Source organism: Acinetobacter sp. ANC 4558 (assembly GCF_002135375.1).
GTDB lineage: Bacteria > Pseudomonadota > Gammaproteobacteria > Pseudomonadales > Moraxellaceae > Acinetobacter.
This window is the reverse complement of sequence record NZ_NEGH01000005.1, coordinates 117,539-136,239: the sequence shown is the minus strand read 5'-3', so window position 1 is coordinate 136,239 and position 18,701 is coordinate 117,539. Positions and strand designations below refer to the sequence as shown.

The 18,701-nt window shown below is 35.9% G+C and carries 16 protein-coding genes; 11 read left to right on the top strand and 5 right to left on the bottom strand.

Annotated features, from left to right (window positions below):
* Window positions 1–90 precede the first annotated feature (90 nt).
* Window positions 91–465, bottom strand: coding sequence for an MCR_0457 family protein (locus tag B9T31_RS08015; protein ID WP_086181432.1), 375 nt, complete (start codon window positions 463–465; stop codon window positions 91–93).
* A 353-nt stretch (window positions 466–818) separates the two neighbouring features.
* Here B9T31_RS08015 and surE point away from each other — a divergent pair, with 353 nt between their 5' ends.
* The 3 genes from surE (at window position 819) to B9T31_RS08000 (ending at window position 3,532) form a co-directional block, all read left to right on the top strand.
* Window positions 819–1,589 carry a 5'/3'-nucleotidase SurE gene (gene surE / locus B9T31_RS08010; RefSeq protein WP_086181431.1) on the top strand — a complete coding sequence of 257 codons (771 nt, stop codon included), beginning with the start codon at window positions 819–821 and terminating at the stop codon, window positions 1,587–1,589.
* Window positions 1,590–1,694: 105 nt separating this feature from the next.
* A complete protein-coding gene (locus B9T31_RS08005; protein ID WP_086181430.1) occupies window positions 1,695–2,510 on the top strand; it encodes a peptidoglycan DD-metalloendopeptidase family protein in 816 nt (271 codons plus the stop codon).
* Window positions 2,511–2,602: 92 nt separating this feature from the next.
* Entirely contained in the window at window positions 2,603–3,532 is a 930-nt protein-coding gene (locus B9T31_RS08000) for a LysR family transcriptional regulator (protein ID WP_086181429.1), read from the top strand.
* A 60-nt stretch (window positions 3,533–3,592) separates the two neighbouring features.
* Here B9T31_RS08000 and B9T31_RS07995 read toward each other — a convergent pair whose 3' ends face one another.
* A complete protein-coding gene (locus B9T31_RS07995) occupies window positions 3,593–4,801 on the bottom strand; it encodes an aspartate aminotransferase family protein (RefSeq protein WP_086181428.1) in 1,209 nt (402 codons plus the stop codon).
* Window positions 4,802–4,995: 194 nt separating this feature from the next.
* Here B9T31_RS07995 and grxD point away from each other — a divergent pair, with 194 nt between their 5' ends.
* Entirely contained in the window at window positions 4,996–5,337 is a 342-nt protein-coding gene (grxD, locus tag B9T31_RS07990; protein ID WP_086181427.1) for a Grx4 family monothiol glutaredoxin, read from the top strand.
* Between the two features lie 37 nt (window positions 5,338–5,374).
* On the opposite strand, the gene B9T31_RS07985 is transcribed toward grxD, so the two are convergent.
* Window positions 5,375–7,984, bottom strand: a complete 2,610-nt coding sequence (locus B9T31_RS07985; RefSeq protein WP_086181426.1) for a Lon protease family protein — start codon at window positions 7,982–7,984, stop codon at window positions 5,375–5,377.
* Window positions 7,985–8,168: 184 nt separating this feature from the next.
* Between B9T31_RS07985 and B9T31_RS07980 the strand changes: the two genes are divergently transcribed.
* From B9T31_RS07980 to rpmE, 4 genes are all read left to right on the top strand, one after another.
* A complete protein-coding gene (locus B9T31_RS07980; protein ID WP_086181425.1) occupies window positions 8,169–10,307 on the top strand; it encodes an AmpG family muropeptide MFS transporter in 2,139 nt (712 codons plus the stop codon).
* 25 nt (window positions 10,308–10,332) lie between these two features.
* Window positions 10,333–10,734: a lactoylglutathione lyase gene (gene gloA / locus B9T31_RS07975; protein WP_086181424.1), complete on the top strand. Its 402-nt coding sequence runs from the start codon at window positions 10,333–10,335 to the stop codon at window positions 10,732–10,734.
* A gap of 131 nt (window positions 10,735–10,865) precedes the next feature.
* Window positions 10,866–11,846 carry a bile acid:sodium symporter family protein gene (locus tag B9T31_RS07970; protein WP_086181423.1) on the top strand — a complete coding sequence of 327 codons (981 nt, stop codon included), beginning with the start codon at window positions 10,866–10,868 and terminating at the stop codon, window positions 11,844–11,846.
* A 203-nt stretch (window positions 11,847–12,049) separates the two neighbouring features.
* On the top strand, window positions 12,050–12,274 hold the full coding sequence (rpmE, locus tag B9T31_RS07965) for a 50S ribosomal protein L31 (protein WP_086181422.1): 225 nt from the start codon (window positions 12,050–12,052) through the stop codon (window positions 12,272–12,274).
* Window positions 12,275–12,335: 61 nt separating this feature from the next.
* Here the strand turns inward: rpmE and B9T31_RS07960 are convergent, their stop codons facing one another.
* Both B9T31_RS07960 and epmB read right to left on the bottom strand, forming a co-directional pair.
* Window positions 12,336–14,063 carry a GTPase gene (locus B9T31_RS07960; RefSeq protein WP_086181421.1) on the bottom strand — a complete coding sequence of 576 codons (1,728 nt, stop codon included), beginning with the start codon at window positions 14,061–14,063 and terminating at the stop codon, window positions 12,336–12,338.
* A 21-nt stretch (window positions 14,064–14,084) separates the two neighbouring features.
* Window positions 14,085–15,101: an EF-P beta-lysylation protein EpmB gene (gene epmB, locus B9T31_RS07955; RefSeq protein ID WP_086181420.1), complete on the bottom strand. Its 1,017-nt coding sequence runs from the start codon at window positions 15,099–15,101 to the stop codon at window positions 14,085–14,087.
* A gap of 365 nt (window positions 15,102–15,466) precedes the next feature.
* Here epmB and efp point away from each other — a divergent pair, with 365 nt between their 5' ends.
* From efp to B9T31_RS07940, 3 genes are all read left to right on the top strand, one after another.
* Entirely contained in the window at window positions 15,467–16,036 is a 570-nt protein-coding gene (gene efp / locus B9T31_RS07950) for an elongation factor P (protein WP_086181419.1), read from the top strand.
* A gap of 177 nt (window positions 16,037–16,213) precedes the next feature.
* Window positions 16,214–18,316, top strand: a complete 2,103-nt coding sequence (locus tag B9T31_RS07945) for a carbon starvation CstA family protein (RefSeq protein ID WP_086181418.1) — start codon at window positions 16,214–16,216, stop codon at window positions 18,314–18,316.
* 14 nt (window positions 18,317–18,330) lie between these two features.
* On the top strand, window positions 18,331–18,633 hold the full coding sequence (locus B9T31_RS07940; RefSeq protein ID WP_086181417.1) for a YbdD/YjiX family protein: 303 nt from the start codon (window positions 18,331–18,333) through the stop codon (window positions 18,631–18,633).
* Window positions 18,634–18,701: the final 68 nt, after the last annotated feature.

Genomic DNA, 18,701 nt, shown 5'->3' with positions numbered 1-18,701 from the left:
ACAATGAATTTTGCATTTTAGGATAAAGCGAGCTTGAGTTCTACGGGGAAAATAAGCTTATTTGAAAAAAAGTATTGTAACTAAATTCAATTAGTTAGTATATGTAACTAACTCTTCACATATGACTTTATTTTTATCAGTTCCAGCATTCTTAGCATCAACTCTTGCTTCATCTAAAATGGGTTTAAATTTTGGGGTTTGTGTTAACTTTTTTAGTGCTTCAACTGGTTGTTTTTCTTCAGGAAGGTACTCTTTAACTAACTTTTCATATCCAGATGAAAATTGTGCTTGATTACTCACTATGCTCGGGCAAACCTCAGAAAGGACATAAATGACAGCCAGTTCTTCAGCTGTAACTTGTTGCATTGGAGTGACTTCAATATTTTTATTATCTGCAAGCGTAACTTGTGTTAAGCATAAACCAAGAAAAAGCGATGAAACCAAATGGAGTTTGCGAAATATCATATATGACCTCAAAACCTCAAAAGAATAAAAATTTCAACTATCATACTATGAGAAATAGGATGAATTAATATTATAAAATAATGAAATGTATAAATAATGTAGATGATACTTACTTGAAATTTAGACAGAATGATTTGTGCGTAACTAGATTCTATCTTTTATTTCGATTTTAAAGAAAAATTTTAATTGCTTGAGTGTTGGAATATTTGAATACACCTTGATTTCAAAAAGGACTTCAATATGATTGAATTATAATGTTTATATCGACGATAACTTGTAATTGATTATAAGCTATAGAATCTATATGAAATTTAAGAAATAGATGTTTGTTTACTAAGAAAGACGAGTGTGAAGTGAATATTTTAATTGCAAATGATGACGGTATTTTAGCGCCAGGCTTACAAGCTTTAACAGATGCTTTAAAACCATTAGGACGAATTGTTGTGGTCGCACCTGAGAGTGAACGTAGTGGTTTTTCTAGTGCCTTGACGTTAGATCGACCGCTGAGAGCGATTCAAATTGCCTCCGATAAATGGTCTGTCAACGGGACTCCAGCAGATTGTGTCTTTCTTGCGTTGAATGGGTTATTTGATTTTGAATTTGATCTGGTTGTTAGTGGAATTAATAGTGGCGCAAATTTAGCTGATGATGTTTTATATTCAGGAACAGTTGGTGCTGCTTTTGAAGGTCGTTTGTTGAAGCAACCAGCGCTTGCTATTTCATTAGCAGGAGATCAAGTAAAATCTTATGTAGATAAAATTCATTATCAGCAGGCTGCACAATGGGTACATGATTTTATTGCATCAGGCTTACCTAAAATTCCATTTCAACATGTTCTTAATATTAATATTCCTGATGTATTCAATATAAAAGGCGTTAAAGTCACCCATTTAGGGGAAAAGAAACTTTTGAAACCAGTTACTGCATGTACTGATATACGGGGTAGAGATGTTCAGTGGATTGGTCTATCTGGTGAAGAAGTTGTGAGCTCTAAAAAAAGTGAGGTAAGTATAGAGTCTGACTTAAAAGCGGTATCTCAGGGTTATGTCAGTATCACTCCAATACAGATGGATAGAACAAACTATGCAATTTTAGAAACATTAAGTCATCAATTGAGGTTATAATGTTATAAATTTGTGAATATAAAGATATTTTATAAAAAAAATATCTAATTGTTGACTAAAATTTGGTTAAAGTATTTAGAGTCATTATTTGTGTGAGGATAATAAATGCAATTTGCGTCATATTTGCAAGGTAATTCAATGCCTTTGAAATTTATAAAAACAACATTAACTTTTGCAGCGATTGTTTCTACTGTAGCAATAACGGGTTGTGCAACGAAGCCTCAAGTGAATAATACTAGTGCTACGCGGTATGCGACAGCCCCTAATTATTATACTGTTCGTTCAGGTGATACTTTAAGTGGTATTGCGAGCCGATATGGAATGAATTATATTAATATTGCAGAAATAAATGATATTGCGCCTCCTTATAAAATATATGTGGGACAATCTTTGCGTTTGCAAAATAACGGGAAAACACAGACTGTAAAAACGCAACCAATTACACAAACGGCTCAAATTGAACGTCAAAAAGTAAACATTCCGACACAAACGACGGTGCAGAGTACTAAAAACACTGCAGTTGTAAGTCCACCAACACCAAGTAAAACATCGACTTTGAAGTGGGTGAGACCAACCAATGGAGCTGTTTTAGAGCGCTTTAATTTAGCCTCGAATGTAAAAGGTGTACGTTTTACTGGAAATGCAGGAGACCCTGTATTTGCAGCAGCAAATGGTCAAGTGGTATATGCAGCAGATGGTTTAAAAGAATATGGTAATTTAATTTTAATTAAACATATCGATGGTTATATCACTGCCTATGCCCACAATAGTAAACTCTTAGTTAATAGTGGGCAAAATGTAAATGCTGGACAAAAGATTGCTGAGATGGGATCTTCGGGAGCAAGCCGTACTATGCTTGAGTTTCAAGTTAGGCAAGATGGTAAGCCAGTTAATCCAGAAAATATTTTATTAATAAATTAAATTTAACGAATACAAACGATAAATTTCACCGTATAATACAATGAGTTGCTTTGGTCGGAAGATAGAGCACTCATAAGTTCAGAGGGAAATTTATGTTAGATCAACTTCGTGCAATGGGCGTATTTGCCTGCGTAGTTGAAAAAAGCTCATTTAGTGGAGCTGCACGCGAACTTGGTATTACAACGAGTGCAGTGAGTCAGCAAATTCGATCGTTGGAAAATGATATGGAAGTTACGCTTCTACATCGTTCAACACGAAAATTAAGTTTGACCGAAGCTGGACAGGCCTTTTTTCACAGTTGCCAGGAAATGTTAGCTGCCGCAGAGCGCGGTAAAATACGTATAAACGAGTTACGTGATGATCTCGTTGGGGACTTACGTATTGCAACAACTCCAGAGCTTGGAGCGAACCACGTCATTCCAGCATTATCGCATTGGATGTCAGCACATCGTGGATTGGCTGTGCATATTGAAGCAGATAATCAATATATTGATTTGATTGAAGGTCGAATTGATATTGCGTTGAGAATGAGTCAAAAAATTGATGATCAAAATCTTACGTTGATTCCTTTAGCGCAAGTTGAGAGAGTTTTGGTTGCAGCACCAAGTTACTTAAATCAATCAATGCCAATATCTCGCCCTGAAGATTTAAAAAATCATGATGTGATTCCAATTCATTTAGTGAAAGATTCTAGATTATTTAAATTTAAACATATGGGTAGTCGTGATTTAATTGAGTTGGAATTAAATTCTCGTTTTACTTCGAATAATGTCATGGTTGCGAAAGCATTTTGTTTAAATGGAAATGGTATTGCAAATTTAACATATTTAGATGTTCAAAAAGAATTAATGAATGGAACTTTGGTTGAAGTCTTACCTGAGTGGAAATTACAACCATTTACTTTATATGCTTTAACTTCTAAACGAGAACAACAACCGATGAAAATTAATCGTTGTTTAGATGCATTAAAACAGTATTTTAGCCAATTACCTGTGGGCAGAGTATATCAAGAAGCTTCATAATAATTTGATTAATCTATAAAAAATAAAAGCCGCAGTTTGCGGCTTTTATTTTATTTATATTTAAAGGAAATCTTTTACGAGTTTTACAATACGTGAAATAAGCTCATCAGCTTGTTCTTGAGTAATATTTAGTATTGGAAGTAAACGAATAACAGATCCAGCAGTGACATTAATAATTAATTGATGTTGTTCACGAGCAACATTGACTAATTCGCCACATGCTTTTGGCAGTTCAAGTCCAATCATTAACCCAAAACCACGAACAATGACATTTTGTTCAGCAAGTTGCTGCTTAAACTGTTCAACAATGTATGTTCCCATAATATTGGCATTTTCAATCAAATTTTCTTTTTGAATTGTATCAATAACTGTATAAACAACACGTGAACCTAAAGCTGTCCCACTATAAGTAGAACCATGATTACCTGCAGTTAACACGCCTACAGCACGCCCTTGGGTCATGACTGCACCAATAGGGAAGCCATTACCTAAACCTTTTGCTGTGGTAATGACATCAGGGACAATTTGTGTATGTTGATATGCAAAATATTGACCAGTACGTCCATTGCCAGTTTGTACTTCATCAAGCATCATCAGCCAATGATGTTGATTACAAATTTGACGGATTTCTTCAAGATAACTAAAACCTTGAGGTGCTGTATTGACACCACCTTCACCCTGAATTGGCTCTACTAGAATTGCAACGATATCTGGATGCTGAATTGCTGCCTCTTCAATTGCTTCAATATCACCAAAAGGAACACGAATAAATCCTTCAACTAAGGGTGCGAAACCTTCTTGAACCTTTGCATTTCCTGTTGCTGAGAGTGTTGCTAAAGTACGACCATGAAACGAGTGCTCTGCAACGATAATTTTAGGGGTTGTAATACCTTGCATATTTCCAAATTTACGTGCAATTTTTATTGCACCTTCATTCGATTCTGCACCACTATTTGAGAAGAAAACTTCTTCCATCCCAGATACTTCTGCCAGTTTTTGCGCTGCAGCTGTTTGCCAAGGAACTTCATATAAATTACTGGTATGAATGAGTGTTGATGCTTGATCAATAATTGCTTCAGTTACTGCAGGGTGAGAATGTCCGAGTCCACATACCGCTATACCAGTGAGGGCATCTAAATATTCTGTACCATCCTCTGTATAAAGATAAGATCCTCGGCCTCGGACAAAGCTGATCGGTTGACGACCAAAAACAGGCATCAAGTGAGAAGGTTGATCAGTTTGCACGGGAGCAAGGGTAATGTTATTCATGACTAACTCTTATCTGTTAGGTAATTGAAAATATGGATGATTGATGTATATATAAAACATCAGGTGTTCTATATAAGCAAAATATCATCGAAATTTAAAGCCCGAATACAAATAAAACTAGAAAAATTATTTTTGAAGTACTGTTTTGTTTACATTAGGGTATAATGCCATGCAGATTAGTTGAGGATTGATCGATGACTGAACAAGCACGCGATACTGAAGCGTTAATTCGTGACCAAATTGCAAAACATGCAGTTCTTCTTTACATGAAAGGAACACCACAATTTCCACAATGTGGTTTTTCTGCACGTGCAGTAGAAGCGCTTAGTCAAATTGGTCGCCCATTTGCATATGTTAATATTTTGGAAAATCAAGATATTAGAGCTAAGTTGCCACAAATTGCAAATTGGCCAACATTTCCACAATTATGGATCAATGGTGAATTGATCGGTGGTAGTGATATTATATTGGAAATGTTCCAAAAAGGTGAATTGCAGCCCTTGGTTGAACAGTATAGTCCAGCACAAGAAGCATAATTCAAAAAAAGCGCCTTAAGTAGGCGCTTTTTTTATGCTATGTTTCAGAAGAGTTTTCACTTGAACTGAGTGTTTCTTCAATAATGATCACATCTTTCTTTTTGTCTTTTTTCTTCTTCTTTTTTTTCTTTTTCTTAGGCTCTTCTTCTAAGACTTCACCATCCTCAATGGCTTGCCAATATTCAAGTTGCTCCATGACTGCTGCATAAATCGAATCTTTACTATAGCGACCTTTTTTATCTAATGTACCGACTGGGCGAGCCATAAGAATTTCTAAGGCTTGATCAATTGTATCTATGGCATGAATATGAAATTGTTCTTGTGTTACAGCCTCGATAACATCTTTACGTAACATAAGATGCTGCATATTTTGGCGAGGAATGATGACACCTTGTTTTCCTGTGAGCCCTTGCAATTTACAGGCGTCAAAGAAACCTTCAATTTTGGCATTGACGCCACCAATTGGTTGAACTTGACCTAACTGATTCATTGAACCTGTGATAGCCCAAGATTGATCAATTGGGAGCTGGCTAATGGCAGAAATTAATGCAGATAACTCGGCAACGGTAGCACTATCACCATCAACTTGACCATAACTTTGTTCAAAGGCAAGTGCAGCAGAGAAGTGTAAAGTTTGTTCACGGCCAAAATGGGCTTTTAAGAAGCTTGACATCAATAGCACGCCTTTCGCATGCAAAGATCCGCCAAGTTCTACACTTCTTTCAATATCTAGAATATCACCGCCGCCTTGGTAAACAGAAGCAGTTAAACGAGAAGGTAAACCAAATTCAACGTCAGCATAGTGAATAACAGAGAGTGCGTTAATTTGCCCTAGGCGATGCCCACGTGTTTCAATTAATTGTGTGCCACGTGATAAGTCTTGCCAATAAAGTTCTCTTAAATAGCCTAAGCGATATTTGCGATGATCAAGCGCCGTACTGATATGTGCTTCAGAAACACTTTTCGCATTGGCTTGAACTGCATGATGATGAGCTTCACGAATTAAATCACCTAAGGTAAGGGCATGTAGAGATAAAGAACTTTGATCTTCCGCTTGACGGCTAGAATCTGTAAGTAAAGATGCTAATGCGCTACGATCAAATGGTAAAAGCTTATCAGACTGAACATAATCTGCAATGAGCTGCATATAGGCTTGTTCATTACTTTCATTACGTTGTAAGGTATCTGTAAAGTCTGCACGAATTTTAAAGATACTGCCTAATTCAGGTTCGAGTTCTAAAATTTCATAATAAATTTCAGGTTCAGCGAGTAATACTACTTTAATATTTAATGGAATTGGTGCAGGTTCAATGGAGATGCTGCCAGTTAAAGTCAGCATGTGTTCAAGCGATGATAACTTTAGTTGACCAGATTTTAATGCACGTTTTAAACCTTGCCATGCATAAGGTTGTTCAAGTAATTGCTCCGCTTCTAGCATTAAAAAACCACCATTGGCACGATGTAAAGCACCAGGGCGAATTAAGGTAAAGTCTGTGGTAATTGTGCCATTTTGTGTCAATTGTTCAACATGACCCAATAAATTATAGTGAGTAGGGAAGTCATCAAAAATTACAGGAGCACCACTATTCGCTTTATGACTCACAATAATGTTGGCTTGGTAACGGGCTGGAACACGGCTAAATACTCCAGGTGTAAAATCATCTTCTTCCTGCTCTAAGACAATTTCAACATTATTAATAATATCTTCAGCATAAGCTTTGAGATAATCTTCGAGTCCTTGCACTTCAGAAAATTTATTCAATAATAGTTCAATACGAGGAATGACGACTTGTTTAGCAATATCACGATTTAAAATTTGGACTTGATCGCGTGCATCATCTTCTAAATCACCCAAGTGTAAACCTAAGCGTTCTAATTTTTTATCCATATAACGCATATTGGCTAAGACTTCTGCACGATCTTTGCTATTGAGTGCATTTAAATCTGCTTGTGTCATTTCTTGAATTTTATTATCGATGAGATGCACAGGAATAAAACAATGTTCTTCATTTTTGGTGATTAATTTTAAGTCTAAATCTTCACCTTCTTTGGTTAACTCAATGAGGGCTTGTTGTTGTTCATCACCTGTTTGTTCACGAATAAGCTCAATACGGTTATGGTAAGATTCGGCTGTGAATCTACGTTCTAGTTGTTTTAAAATGGTTTGCCAAGTTTGATGCAACAAATTTTGAAATTTTGCTGCTTGTCCTGCAGGGAGTTGTAATGCAATGGGTTGTCTCGAATGTTTGAAATTGTTGACATAAACCCAATCATTGGGTGTTGGCATAGATTTGGCGTGTTGGCGAAGCAAACGCTTAATCATGGTGCGTTTACCTAATCCTGCCGTACCTACTGCAAAAATATTGTAGCCTGAATACGGTAAGGCAATTCCAGCTTCAACGGATGCACGTGCTCGATCTTGTCCCAAAAAATCATTTAAGGCTTTAATTTTTCGTGTAGATGCAGGTATTTTTGTTAAGTCTGGAATATGTGTCAGTTGTTCGGATTTTAATTGTGTACGCATCAATGTATTTTGAATATCCGGTTGATCAAAAGATGAAATCAGATTATTTATTTGATTTTTCTGAGTGTGATTTGTTGTATTGGCAGATAAAGAAGAACTTGATTGATCGAGTTTTTGGGTCACAGTAAAATCCAAAACAAAAAAATAACGATAGAGTTTCAAGGTAAACAGGTTTACATGAAAAATTCAAGATAATAGGACAGTTTAATCTGCAATTATTTATATTGTTTTAATAAATACTGTTGAAACTGAGTTGATTAAGCGGTTGAATAGCACATACTGATTTAACTGAAAAATAATTAAAGTAATGACAACAGCCTCAACAGGGTGGAAAGCCGCCTTTACAGCTTTTTTAGACCGCCGTGCACTCATCATGTTATTTTTGGGTTTCTCTGCGGGTATTCCTATTTTATTAATTTTTTCGAGTTTATCGCTATGGTTAGGCGAGGCTGGAATTGAAAAAAGTGCAGTGACCTTTTTTAGTTGGGCTGCTTTAGGTTATTCATTCAAGTTCGTTTGGGCACCTTTAGTTGATGAATTACCAGTACCCTTTTTAACCAAAGCTTTAGGTCGCCGTCGTGCATGGTTGCTAATCGCACAAGTTTTAATCATTTGTGCGATTTGTATTATGGCATTTTCAGACCCATCATTGGGTCAGCAATACCTTTATCAAATGGCAGCAGGCGCTGTTTTACTTGGATTTTCTGCAGCGACTCAAGATATTGTTATAGATGCTTATCGTATTGAGCTTGCCGAAACACAAATGCAAACGATTTTAGCTTCAACCTATAATGCAGGCTATCGCATCGGTATGATTATTGCGGGTGCAGGTGCTCTATTTTTAGCTGCATATTTAGGAACAGCAAAAGGTAATTATATTTATGATGCGTGGAAATATACGTACTTAGCTATGGCAGCAGTCATGGGAATTGGTGTGATTACCACGTTAATTGTACGAGAGCCGCAAGTAGAGCGTGTCGTAAAATCCTATGTGAAATCGGACTATTATCGTTTAGTTTTTGTTTTCTTTTTGGCTATTCTCGGTTTTGTTGCAAGTTATATTTATGCTGATAGCCTAGTTTCTTTTATTAAAAAATCACTTGAAATTACAGACTCTTTTGCATTATTTGGCTTGGAAGCTTTACGTTTTATTGGTGCTGGTGCAGTTGCATTACTGTTAGGTTCAAGCTTGGTTAAACTGGGTGCTGTGAATAAGCAAATGGCTTATGAAACATGGGTTAGCCCAATTGCAGACTTTTTTAGTCGATATGGTCTGAAATTAGCATTAGTCCTGCTTTTATTAATTGGTTTTTATCGTATTTCAGATATTATTTCTGGAGTAATTTCTAATGTTTTCTATCAAGATTTAAACTTTACCAAAGAACAAATTGCAGAAGCTGTGAAAGTTTATGGCGTGCTTTTTAGTTTGTTGGGCGGTTTTTTGGGTGGTTTGCTTGCTCAACGTATGAACATTATGAAATTAATGTTTGTGGGTGCTTTTTTAGCAAGCACTACAAATTTAATATTTATTGGTTTAGTGAAATCGGGACCTCCTTTAGGAGATGTCACGGTTCAGGTTGGGCAACAGAAATATATAGTACAACCTGATGAAGTGGGGCAGTGGCGTATTAATGTTCCCAATCAGGTTTTAGCTCAATCGAACCAGATTAAAGTTCATTCTCAATATGCAGATGATATTACTATACAAAGAGAATTAAGTTTACCGTATTTAGTGGAATCTCAACAGCCACAAATATTGATGTTACCGATTACTTCTGATGACCAAATCTCAGCGAAAGAAATAAAGCAAAGTGTTGTCATTAAAGGACAGCTATCAGGTGTTTCGATCGACCAGTTAAATGCAGATCGCCCGATAACACTAAAGGTTGATCAACAGGAGTTTCCTGCAAGACTCGATGCAAATAATTTATTTAGTGGCGCAATTGATGGGAAAGTTTTACAGGCTGCGAAAGCTAAACAAATTTTTGCTGTGGTCAACTTTAAAGATGATGTAAATGTTTTACAAAGTGAGCGCACGTATCAAGTCATTGATCAAAAGCCTACATTAGATGTAAACATTCAACCCATTTTTCCTGTGAAGTCAACGGCTGGAGAAGTTGAGTTGAGTGGGAAAGTGATTAAAGAATATAGTTCGTTGTGGCTTTATTTTGCAATTGTTGTTGATAATTTAGCGGCTGGGCTGGCTGGTGCAGCATTCATTGCATTTTTATCTAGCTTAACCAGTGTATCATTTACGGCTGTGCAGTATGCAATTTTCAGTTCCTTAATGACTTTAACGCCTAAAATTTTAGGCGGTTATTCAGGTACGATTGTGACTAAAATCGGTTATCCAGATTTCTTTTTAATGACGACACTTATTGGGATCCCAATTCTATTTTTAGTCGTTTGGGTTGCCAAGTTATTGAAAGAACATCAACAGTCTTAAACTTTCATTTAAAAGGTGATAAACAATGCGTATGCTCCATACCATGTTACGTGTAGGCAATTTAGAACAATCATTACAGTTCTATACCGAAGTACTGGGAATGACTTTATTACGTAAACGCGATTATGAAGAAGGCCGTTTTACCCTAGCTTTTGTCGGTTATGGGGATGAAAAAAGTACGGCAGTACTTGAATTAACCCATAATTGGGATACCAATCAATATGATCTAGGCAATGGCTATGGGCATATTGCGATTGCTGTAGATGATGCTTATCAGGCATGTGAAGACATTAAGGCGCGTGGTGGAAAGGTTGTGCGTGAAGCAGGTCCAATGAAAGGTGGGATCACAGTCATTGCCTTTGTTGAAGATCCAGATGGATATAAAATTGAGTTGATTCAACAAGATGAAAATGCACATAATAATTAATTGACATAGTTTAACAAAATAGTGAACATTTCCCGAAAATGTTCGCTTTATTTGAAAAGCCCAGTAAGATATTTATCAAATGATAAACCCATCTTATTGGGTTTTTAATTGAATTTGAAAAGGATGGGGATATGTTAAAGCTCTTAGCACTTGATCGGTTTACAATTTTGATATTTTTAATGGTGCTACTTGCAACATTTATTCCTGTCTATGGACAAGCTGCTGATATTTTTGGTGTGCTTACCATTGCTGCAATTGCAATGCTGTTTTTTTTACATGGTGCAAAACTTTCTAGAGAAGCTGTCGTACAAGGCATCATGCATTGGAAATTGCATGTACTTGTTTTTGCTTTTACGTTTGCATTATTTCCGATTTTAGGATTATTGGCTAAGCCAATTCTAGTTCCTCTGTTAGGACAAGAGTTGTACTGGGGATTCTTGTTTATGTGTTGTTTACCCTCAACCGTACAATCTTCAATTGCTTTTACGTCAGTGGCGAAAGGAAATGTAGCCAGTGCGGTATGTAGTGCATCATTTTCAAATATTATTGGCATGTTTATCACACCTGTATTGGTAAGTTTGCTCATTTTTGGGCAATCACAACATGATTATGATGCGACATCTTCTGTTCTGAATATTTTGTTATTACTTTTAGTTCCATTTATTTTGGGGCAAGTTTTACGTCCTTATGTTTTCCCCAAAATGCAAAAAATTCCAGGCATTGTGAAAGCTTTTGACCAAGGCAGTATTCTAATGGTGGTTTATGGTGCTTTTAGTAGTGCAGTCGTTGCAGGACTTTGGCAAGAAGTAAATGGAATGACTTTATTTTTATTAATTTTAGCATGTTCAATTTTATTAACCATCGTGATGCTTTTAGCATTGTATATTCCCAAATGGATTGGGTTTAATAAAGCAGATCAAAAAGCAGTATTTTTCTGTGCATCTAAAAAGACATTGGCAAGTGGTGTACCTATGGCGCAAATTTTATTCATTGGGCAGCCTTTGGGTATGATTGTATTACCCATTATGATTTTTCACCAAATACAATTAATGGTCTGCGGTATTATTGCTAATTATTGGGCGAACCATACGCGTGTAGAAGATGAAGAATAATTCGCATAATTGAAAATATTCAAGTATAATCTTGTCCAACTTGTTGTGCTTAGCCCTAACGGTATCCGTTTCGGTGAGCCAAAAGAATGGTCTGTTATGGTGTTGATCTGCCGATGTAATGTATTACATTGCCATTTCCTCATTTTGAGAGTGATCAATTGCGATGACAGCAAAACCTTCTTTAATTAATGGAGTAATCGAGCATGCGCGCCGATATTCACCCAAAATATGAAAAATTAGTTGCAACTTGTTCTTGCGGTAATGTAATCGAAACTCGTTCATCACTTGGTAAAGAGACACTTTATCTTGACGTATGTTCAGCTTGCCACCCTTTCTATACTGGTAAGCAAAAGAATGTTGATACAGGTGGTCGTATTGACAAGTTCAAGCAACGTTTTTCTGGTATGTCACGTTCTATCAAACGTTAATACTAGATTCAAAAAAGCGGGTAATTACCCGCTTTTTTATTACATAAAAATGTCTATAAATTTATTCTAAAGCATCCCATTGATCTTGATTTTTAACTTCATTTAATTGTTTCTGAATAAAACGGTTTAAACTGGGTTTTTGTTGTTCATTTAATAATTCAAAATCAAAACATGTAAAACTTTGAGTAATCAAGATGGGTTTGGTTAAATATACTTTTAATTCTTGATCTTTTAAATGTAATAAAATGGTTTGTTTTTCTTTAATAATATTCATACCAGAGACAATTAAATGTGTGGAAACGTCATCTAATTGTGTTGACTGCATGAGTAAGGCTGGGAAATAATCATTCTGTTGATTGGCCTGTAAGTGAATTGCACAAGGTGCGATATCTTGAGCTAAAATTTCTAATCCCATTTCAATTTTTTTATCTGTTGATTGTTTGATCCAGCGAATTACACCGCCTCGCCATGGACTTTGTGAGTTTTCTTGTACCAGAATAAACTCTCCTGTTTTTAAGGTTGCAGGTGTTACGCCAGTCCATTTAATACGATAACCATTGACACTAATATCTAAAACATCAACTTGATAAATTTTTCTTGTTTCACGTTCCAGTGACTTAATATTTTGTTTGAAAGGTGTACTATCTGCATTAATAAAGCGGGTTTCATATTGCGTATTATCATTAAAATTTGTATTTAAGGTCTCTATGAAGTTTTTCCCTTTAGACAGATAGTAGTGAGCAACGCTGACGCCAAAACAAATTTTGATTTGTGTTGAATATTCATAACGCTCATGACGACGTTCTGCTTTGGTGGTTAATAAATTGTGAATGTGAAAGTGTAGAGCAGGCGTTAGAAACTTTTTTTCATTATCTGATAAATTTTCTTTATGCCATCCTTCATTATTACTTAAGTACTCGAGTAAACTTTGAGTTGAAATAAAAATATCCGGTTTAAAGTTATGTTCCTGATGCGCATTGTAAACAGGAGCCAAATCTTTATTTGAATCTATAATATAACGTGAATTGATGGTTTCTTTCGCAGAAATGTGGATGAGTTTAGCCCAGTCAAAAGTGCATAAATAGAGACCTTGGCTTTCTGAAGGGCGAATTTGGTTGTTATTAAATATATCAAGTAAAATTAGCTGTGCGTAAGCTTCATTAATATTTTTTAAAGGGTAGTGTGTTCCTTGTAGAAGGTTAATATTCGTCGAATTAAAGTGATATTGTATTGCACAGCTCATCAGCTGATGAGCAATTAACCATTGACCAGGACGTGGTGTACTATATAAAGTTTGCTGCTGATAAAGTAAACGACCTAGCTGTTGTAAGGCATAATAACTGGCAAAAATTCGAGCGGTTTGGAAATTTTTTTTTAATTGGAAAGCGAATAATGAAATTTTTTGCTCAGTGAGTATGTTATGACTTTGCTGAGCAATATTAATATATATTTTTGCAAATTGAGTTCTTAATAAAAGAGCCAATTCAATGATTTGTTCATTACGATCATTGGTAATGAGTGATTGGTTAAAATAATGCTTTTCAAGATTATTTAAGGTGTTTTCAATTGAGGAGTGAATCACCTGAATTAAATCAAATCTGAGTGTTTCAGAACATTTTAATTCAGAAATTTCAATAATTGCATTACAAAGAGCTTTAGAATAACTACCCAATTGAAGTGTGTTTAAATTATTAATCCACTCCTGCATACTTTTAACTGAACTTTTACAAAAGCTCAATTTATCTAGTAATTGCTCTTGAGGACTTAGTAAAATATTAGAAATTTTCATTGATGTTCTATCCCCAAAGGGTCAATATGTTGAAACTCCATACAATGGTGTTTTATTTTTTTCACCTGCAATTTCTCTGACTAATTTAGGAACCAAATAACCAGGAAGGTTTGCCAATACATCTGTATAGATTTGATCTATTTCCTCCGCTTGGAGATCAAAATGAGCCGCCCCTTTAACTTTGTCTAAGACATGTAAGTAATAAGGCATAATACCTGCATCAAATAATCTATAACTCAAATCAGTGATCGCTTTAACAGAATCATTAACGCCTTTTAATAAAACAGATTGATTGAGTACCGTAATATTTTCTTTTACAAGTGCGTTAATTTTCGTACAGGTAAAATCATCAAGTTCATTGCTATGATTTGAGTGTACCACCAGAATAATTCGGAGCCTACTAGTTTTAAATAATGAAATGAGCTCCTCATCGATTCGATTTGGAATGACAATAGGAACACGAGAATGGATACGTAAGTATTTTAATTGATCGATTGTTTCAAGGCGCTCAATCCATAATTTTAATTTTCGATTAGATAACGTTAAGGGGTCGCCACCACTTAAAATAACCTCATTGATAGCTGCTTGGCTTTCGATGTAATGTTTAATATTGACCCAATCATCGGATTTAGGCAAATTTTCCTGATATGGGAAGTGTCGTCGAAAACAATATCGACAATGCACTGCACAGGCGCCTGTAAGCGTTAATAAAAATCGAGATTGATATTTATGCAAAATACCGGGTAAGTGATTTGCTTGTTCCTCACCCAATGGGTCAGTGACAAAATTTGGATGCTCTAAAAGCTCGAGATGATGTGGAAGAACTTGTAAGAGTAAAGGATCATAAGGATCTGCTTTCACTATTTTTTCTACAAAAGCACGCGGAACCCGTAATTTGAATTGCTCAGACGCTAAAAGACCACCAGACAAAAGTTGTTCGGTTGAAAGTTCTAATCGTTCTAGAAGCTCAGCAGGATCTGTTATAAGATCGCTAAGTTGGGTTTGCCAGTTTTGCTCTTGGTACAAATAGTTTATCATGCTACATGTTTAAAATAGTGCTGAGTGGGGTATGTTGTTATCAACAATGCCCAAATACAGAGAAGGTTAAGTGAATTGAGTGATGAAAAACCTAGACAATGATGCAATCATTCATAGGATAAGATCATTCATTTAAAGTTTACCTTTAAGTGATATAAGTTTAAATGTACTTTGTTTAATTTCAATACAAATACAAAGAGTATTTGAATTAGATATTAAAATTTTACATTGCTTCGTAATGTATTGCTCATTTAGAATGCGACACATGAAAATATAAGCATTATTTTATTGTGTGATTAAAAGTTAATGCTATCGCGTTCTTAGCATTAAATTATCTAAGTTAGTTAGTTTGGAGTGTGCCATTCATGGCCTATTATTCTACGAATGATTTCAAGTCAGGCCTTAAGGTTATGCTTGATGGTAACCCATGTTCAATCATGGAAAATGAATATGTTAAGCCTGGTAAGGGACAAGCATTTAACCGAGTGAAGTTACGTAATCTTCGTTCAGGCAAAGTGTTAGAAAAAACATTTAAATCTGGTGAGTCTTTAGAGGCAGCAGACATTGTAGAAGTCGAAATGGACTATTTATACAATGATGGTGAAATGTGGAATTTCATGGATCCTGTTTCTTTTGAACAGATCGCAGCTGATAAAACAGCAATGGGCGATGCTGCAAAATGGTTAAAAGATGATTCTAATGAAAAATGTACAATTATGTTATTTAATGGTGTGCCATTAAATGTAAATCCACCTAATTTTGTTGTACTTAAAATTGTTGAAACTGACCCAGGTGTACGTGGTGATACCTCTGGTGGTGGTGGTAAACCTGCTAAACTAGAGACAGGTGCAGTGGTACGCGTACCATTATTTGTACAGCAAGAAGAAAGTGTTCGTGTAGATACACGTACTGGTGAATATTTAGAGCGTGCATAATAGTTTAATAATAGACTATTATAGAAAGGGATGATGGTAATCATCCCTTTTTTAATATCAGAATTTTAAAGTAAAAGATAATAAAAAGGGTGAAAGCACATAATTAGAAACAGCAATGCGATGTATTAAAAAAATTATTGCTGGTTAATTTAAATCTAATAAGTTAGAGGAATTGACATGGATTCAGTTCAAACGAAGCCATCAATGGCTTCAAAAATAATATGGCTTTTGGTCGCAATACTTGGAGCAGTCTCTTTTGGCATACTTGCACTTAGTCGTGGTGAACATGTAAATGCTGTTTGGCTCATTTTGGCTGCGGCATGTGTTTATAGTATTGCTTATCGTTTTTATAGTTTATTTATTGCGAATAAAGTTTTTGAACTTAATGAACGTCGTTTAACGCCTGCACATCGGTTAAATGATGGTCTTGATTATGTACCAACCAATAAAAGTGTACTTTTTGGGCATCATTTTGCTGCAATTGCTGGGGCAGGGCCACTTGTCGGACCAATTCTTGCTGCACAAATGGGTTATTTACCGGGCACAATTTGGTTGTTAGTTGGTGTTGTACTGGCAGGTGCTGTTCAAGACTTTTTAGTTTTATTCATTTCCACTCGCCGTGATGGTCGATCTTTAGGAGAAATGGCAAAACAAGAATTAGGAACTTTTGCTGGAATTATTGTGATGCTGGGTGCGTTAGGCGTCATGATTATTATTTTAGCCGTACTTGCACTTGTGGTGGTAAAAGCACTAACCAATAGCCCATGGGGTGTATTCAGTATTGCAGCCACAGTACCCATAGCAATTTTTATGGGGATATATATGCGTTATATCCGACCAGGAAAAATTGCTGAAGTTTCTATCATTGGTTTTGTATTAATGATGGCAGGCATTATTTATGGAGGAGATATTGCTCAACATCCATATTGGGGACCATTCTTTACCTTATCTGGTACGGAGTTAACATGGTGGTTAATTGGATATGGCTTTGTCGCATCGGTTTTACCAGTTTGGTTGTTATTAGCACCACGTGATTATTTGTCTACGTTTCTTAAAATAGGGGTTATCGTTGGACTCGCAGTAGGTATTTTATTTGCAATGCCTGAAATGAAAATGCCAGCAATCACGCCATTTATTGATGGTTCTGGACCTGTATTTGCAGGCTCTTTATTCCCTTTCTTATTTATTACGATTGCTTGTGGTGCTATTTCAGGCTTCCATGCGCTCGTTTCCTCAGGTACGACACCAAAGCTTGTCAATAACGAAAAAGATATTCGTATGATTGGTTATGGTGGAATGTTGATGGAATCATTTGTTGCTATCATGGCTTTAGTCTGTGCAACTGTTTTGGATCCAGGCGTATATTTTGCCATTAACTCACCAGCTGCATTATTAGGAACAACCGTTGAATCTGCATCGGAAGCCGTACGTAATTTAGGTTTTGTGGTTACACCCGAAGCATTGACTCTACTTGCACATGAAGTAGGAGAAAGCTCAATATTATCTCGTACCGGTGGTGCTCCTACCTTTGCAATAGGTATGGCGCACATTATTACAGAGATTTTCAATAGTCGTGAAATGATGGCATTTTGGTATCATTTTGCCATTTTATTTGAAGCATTATTTATTTTAACAGCGGTAGATGCGGGTACACGTGCTTGTCGTTTTATGGTTCAAGATACTGTTGGTATTGTGATTCCCGCTGTAAAAAATTCACGTAATTTTTTTGGAAATATGTTAGGAACAGCAGTTGCTGTCGCGGGATGGGGATTCTTTGTTTATCAAGGTGTGATTGATCCACTGGGTGGAATCAATAGTTTATGGCCATTATTTGGTATTGGTAACCAAATTTTAGCGGCTATGGCATTAATGCTAGGAACTGTTATTTTATTTAAGATGAAGAAACAAAAATATGTTTGGGTCACTATTGTTCCAACGATTTTCCTCTTCATTACATCAATGACAGCAGGTTGGCAAAAGATTTTCCATGAGAATCCAAAAATTGGTTTCTTAGCACAGGCCAATCGATTCTCTGATGCAATTGCCCGTGGTGAGATTTTAAAACCGGCGAAAACATTTGGCGAAATGCAAAACATTGTATTATCGAATCAAATTAATGCCGTGCTGTGCGCATTCTTTATGATTGTTGCAATTGTAATGTTAATTGCGGCGGTTGGCGTAATTCGTCGAGCTTTAGCAAGCCCAACACCAACAGCGCATGAAGCTGAAGCAATTTATGTTGATCCAGAAGAACTTGATCGACCTAAAATAACGCATTAAATGGGGAGTTTTTTATGAACCTTAAATTTGGCAAAAATGGAAAGACAATAATCTATAAGATTATTAAAATGACAATCATGTCTCAGAGGGATTTAATTTTTAATCCTAAAAATTGGTCGAGAATTGCGACGTTATGGCAACGTTTACAGCAAAGTTTTCGCTTAATGGTTGGGGTTCCAGATTACCAAAATTATTTAGAGCACATGAAAAAACATCACCCAGACTTAGAGGCGATGGATGCAAAAACATTTTATCGTTATTGTGTCGATGCACGTTATCCAAGTGCTGATGGTGGTATTAAAAAATGCCCTTGTTAAGTAATTGAATCTTAACTCAACTTCATGAAGGTATTACACAGTGAAAACCAGATCTTTGATCTGGTTTT

Excerpts from the sequence above, each read along its gene's own strand:
- B9T31_RS08015 (WP_086181432.1), bottom strand. The coding sequence starts at position 465 with ATGATATTTCGCAAACTCCATTTGGTTTCATCGCTTTTTCTTGGTTTA.
- B9T31_RS08005 (WP_086181430.1), top strand. The coding sequence starts at position 1,695 with ATGCAATTTGCGTCATATTTGCAAGGTAATTCAATGCCTTTGAAATTT.
- B9T31_RS08000 (WP_086181429.1), top strand. The coding sequence starts at position 2,603 with ATGTTAGATCAACTTCGTGCAATGGGCGTATTTGCCTGCGTAGTTGAA.
- B9T31_RS07995 (WP_086181428.1), bottom strand. The coding sequence starts at position 4,801 with ATGAATAACATTACCCTTGCTCCCGTGCAAACTGATCAACCTTCTCAC.
- grxD (WP_086181427.1), top strand. The coding sequence starts at position 4,996 with ATGACTGAACAAGCACGCGATACTGAAGCGTTAATTCGTGACCAAATT.
- B9T31_RS07980 (WP_086181425.1), top strand. The coding sequence starts at position 8,169 with ATGACAACAGCCTCAACAGGGTGGAAAGCCGCCTTTACAGCTTTTTTA.
- gloA (WP_086181424.1), top strand. The coding sequence starts at position 10,333 with ATGCGTATGCTCCATACCATGTTACGTGTAGGCAATTTAGAACAATCA.
- B9T31_RS07970 (WP_086181423.1), top strand. The coding sequence starts at position 10,866 with ATGTTAAAGCTCTTAGCACTTGATCGGTTTACAATTTTGATATTTTTA.
- rpmE (WP_086181422.1), top strand. The coding sequence starts at position 12,050 with ATGCGCGCCGATATTCACCCAAAATATGAAAAATTAGTTGCAACTTGT.
- B9T31_RS07960 (WP_086181421.1), bottom strand. The coding sequence starts at position 14,063 with ATGAAAATTTCTAATATTTTACTAAGTCCTCAAGAGCAATTACTAGAT.
- epmB (WP_086181420.1), bottom strand. The coding sequence starts at position 15,101 with ATGATAAACTATTTGTACCAAGAGCAAAACTGGCAAACCCAACTTAGC.
- efp (WP_086181419.1), top strand. The coding sequence starts at position 15,467 with ATGGCCTATTATTCTACGAATGATTTCAAGTCAGGCCTTAAGGTTATG.
- B9T31_RS07945 (WP_086181418.1), top strand. The coding sequence starts at position 16,214 with ATGGATTCAGTTCAAACGAAGCCATCAATGGCTTCAAAAATAATATGG.
- B9T31_RS07940 (WP_086181417.1), top strand. The coding sequence starts at position 18,331 with ATGAACCTTAAATTTGGCAAAAATGGAAAGACAATAATCTATAAGATT.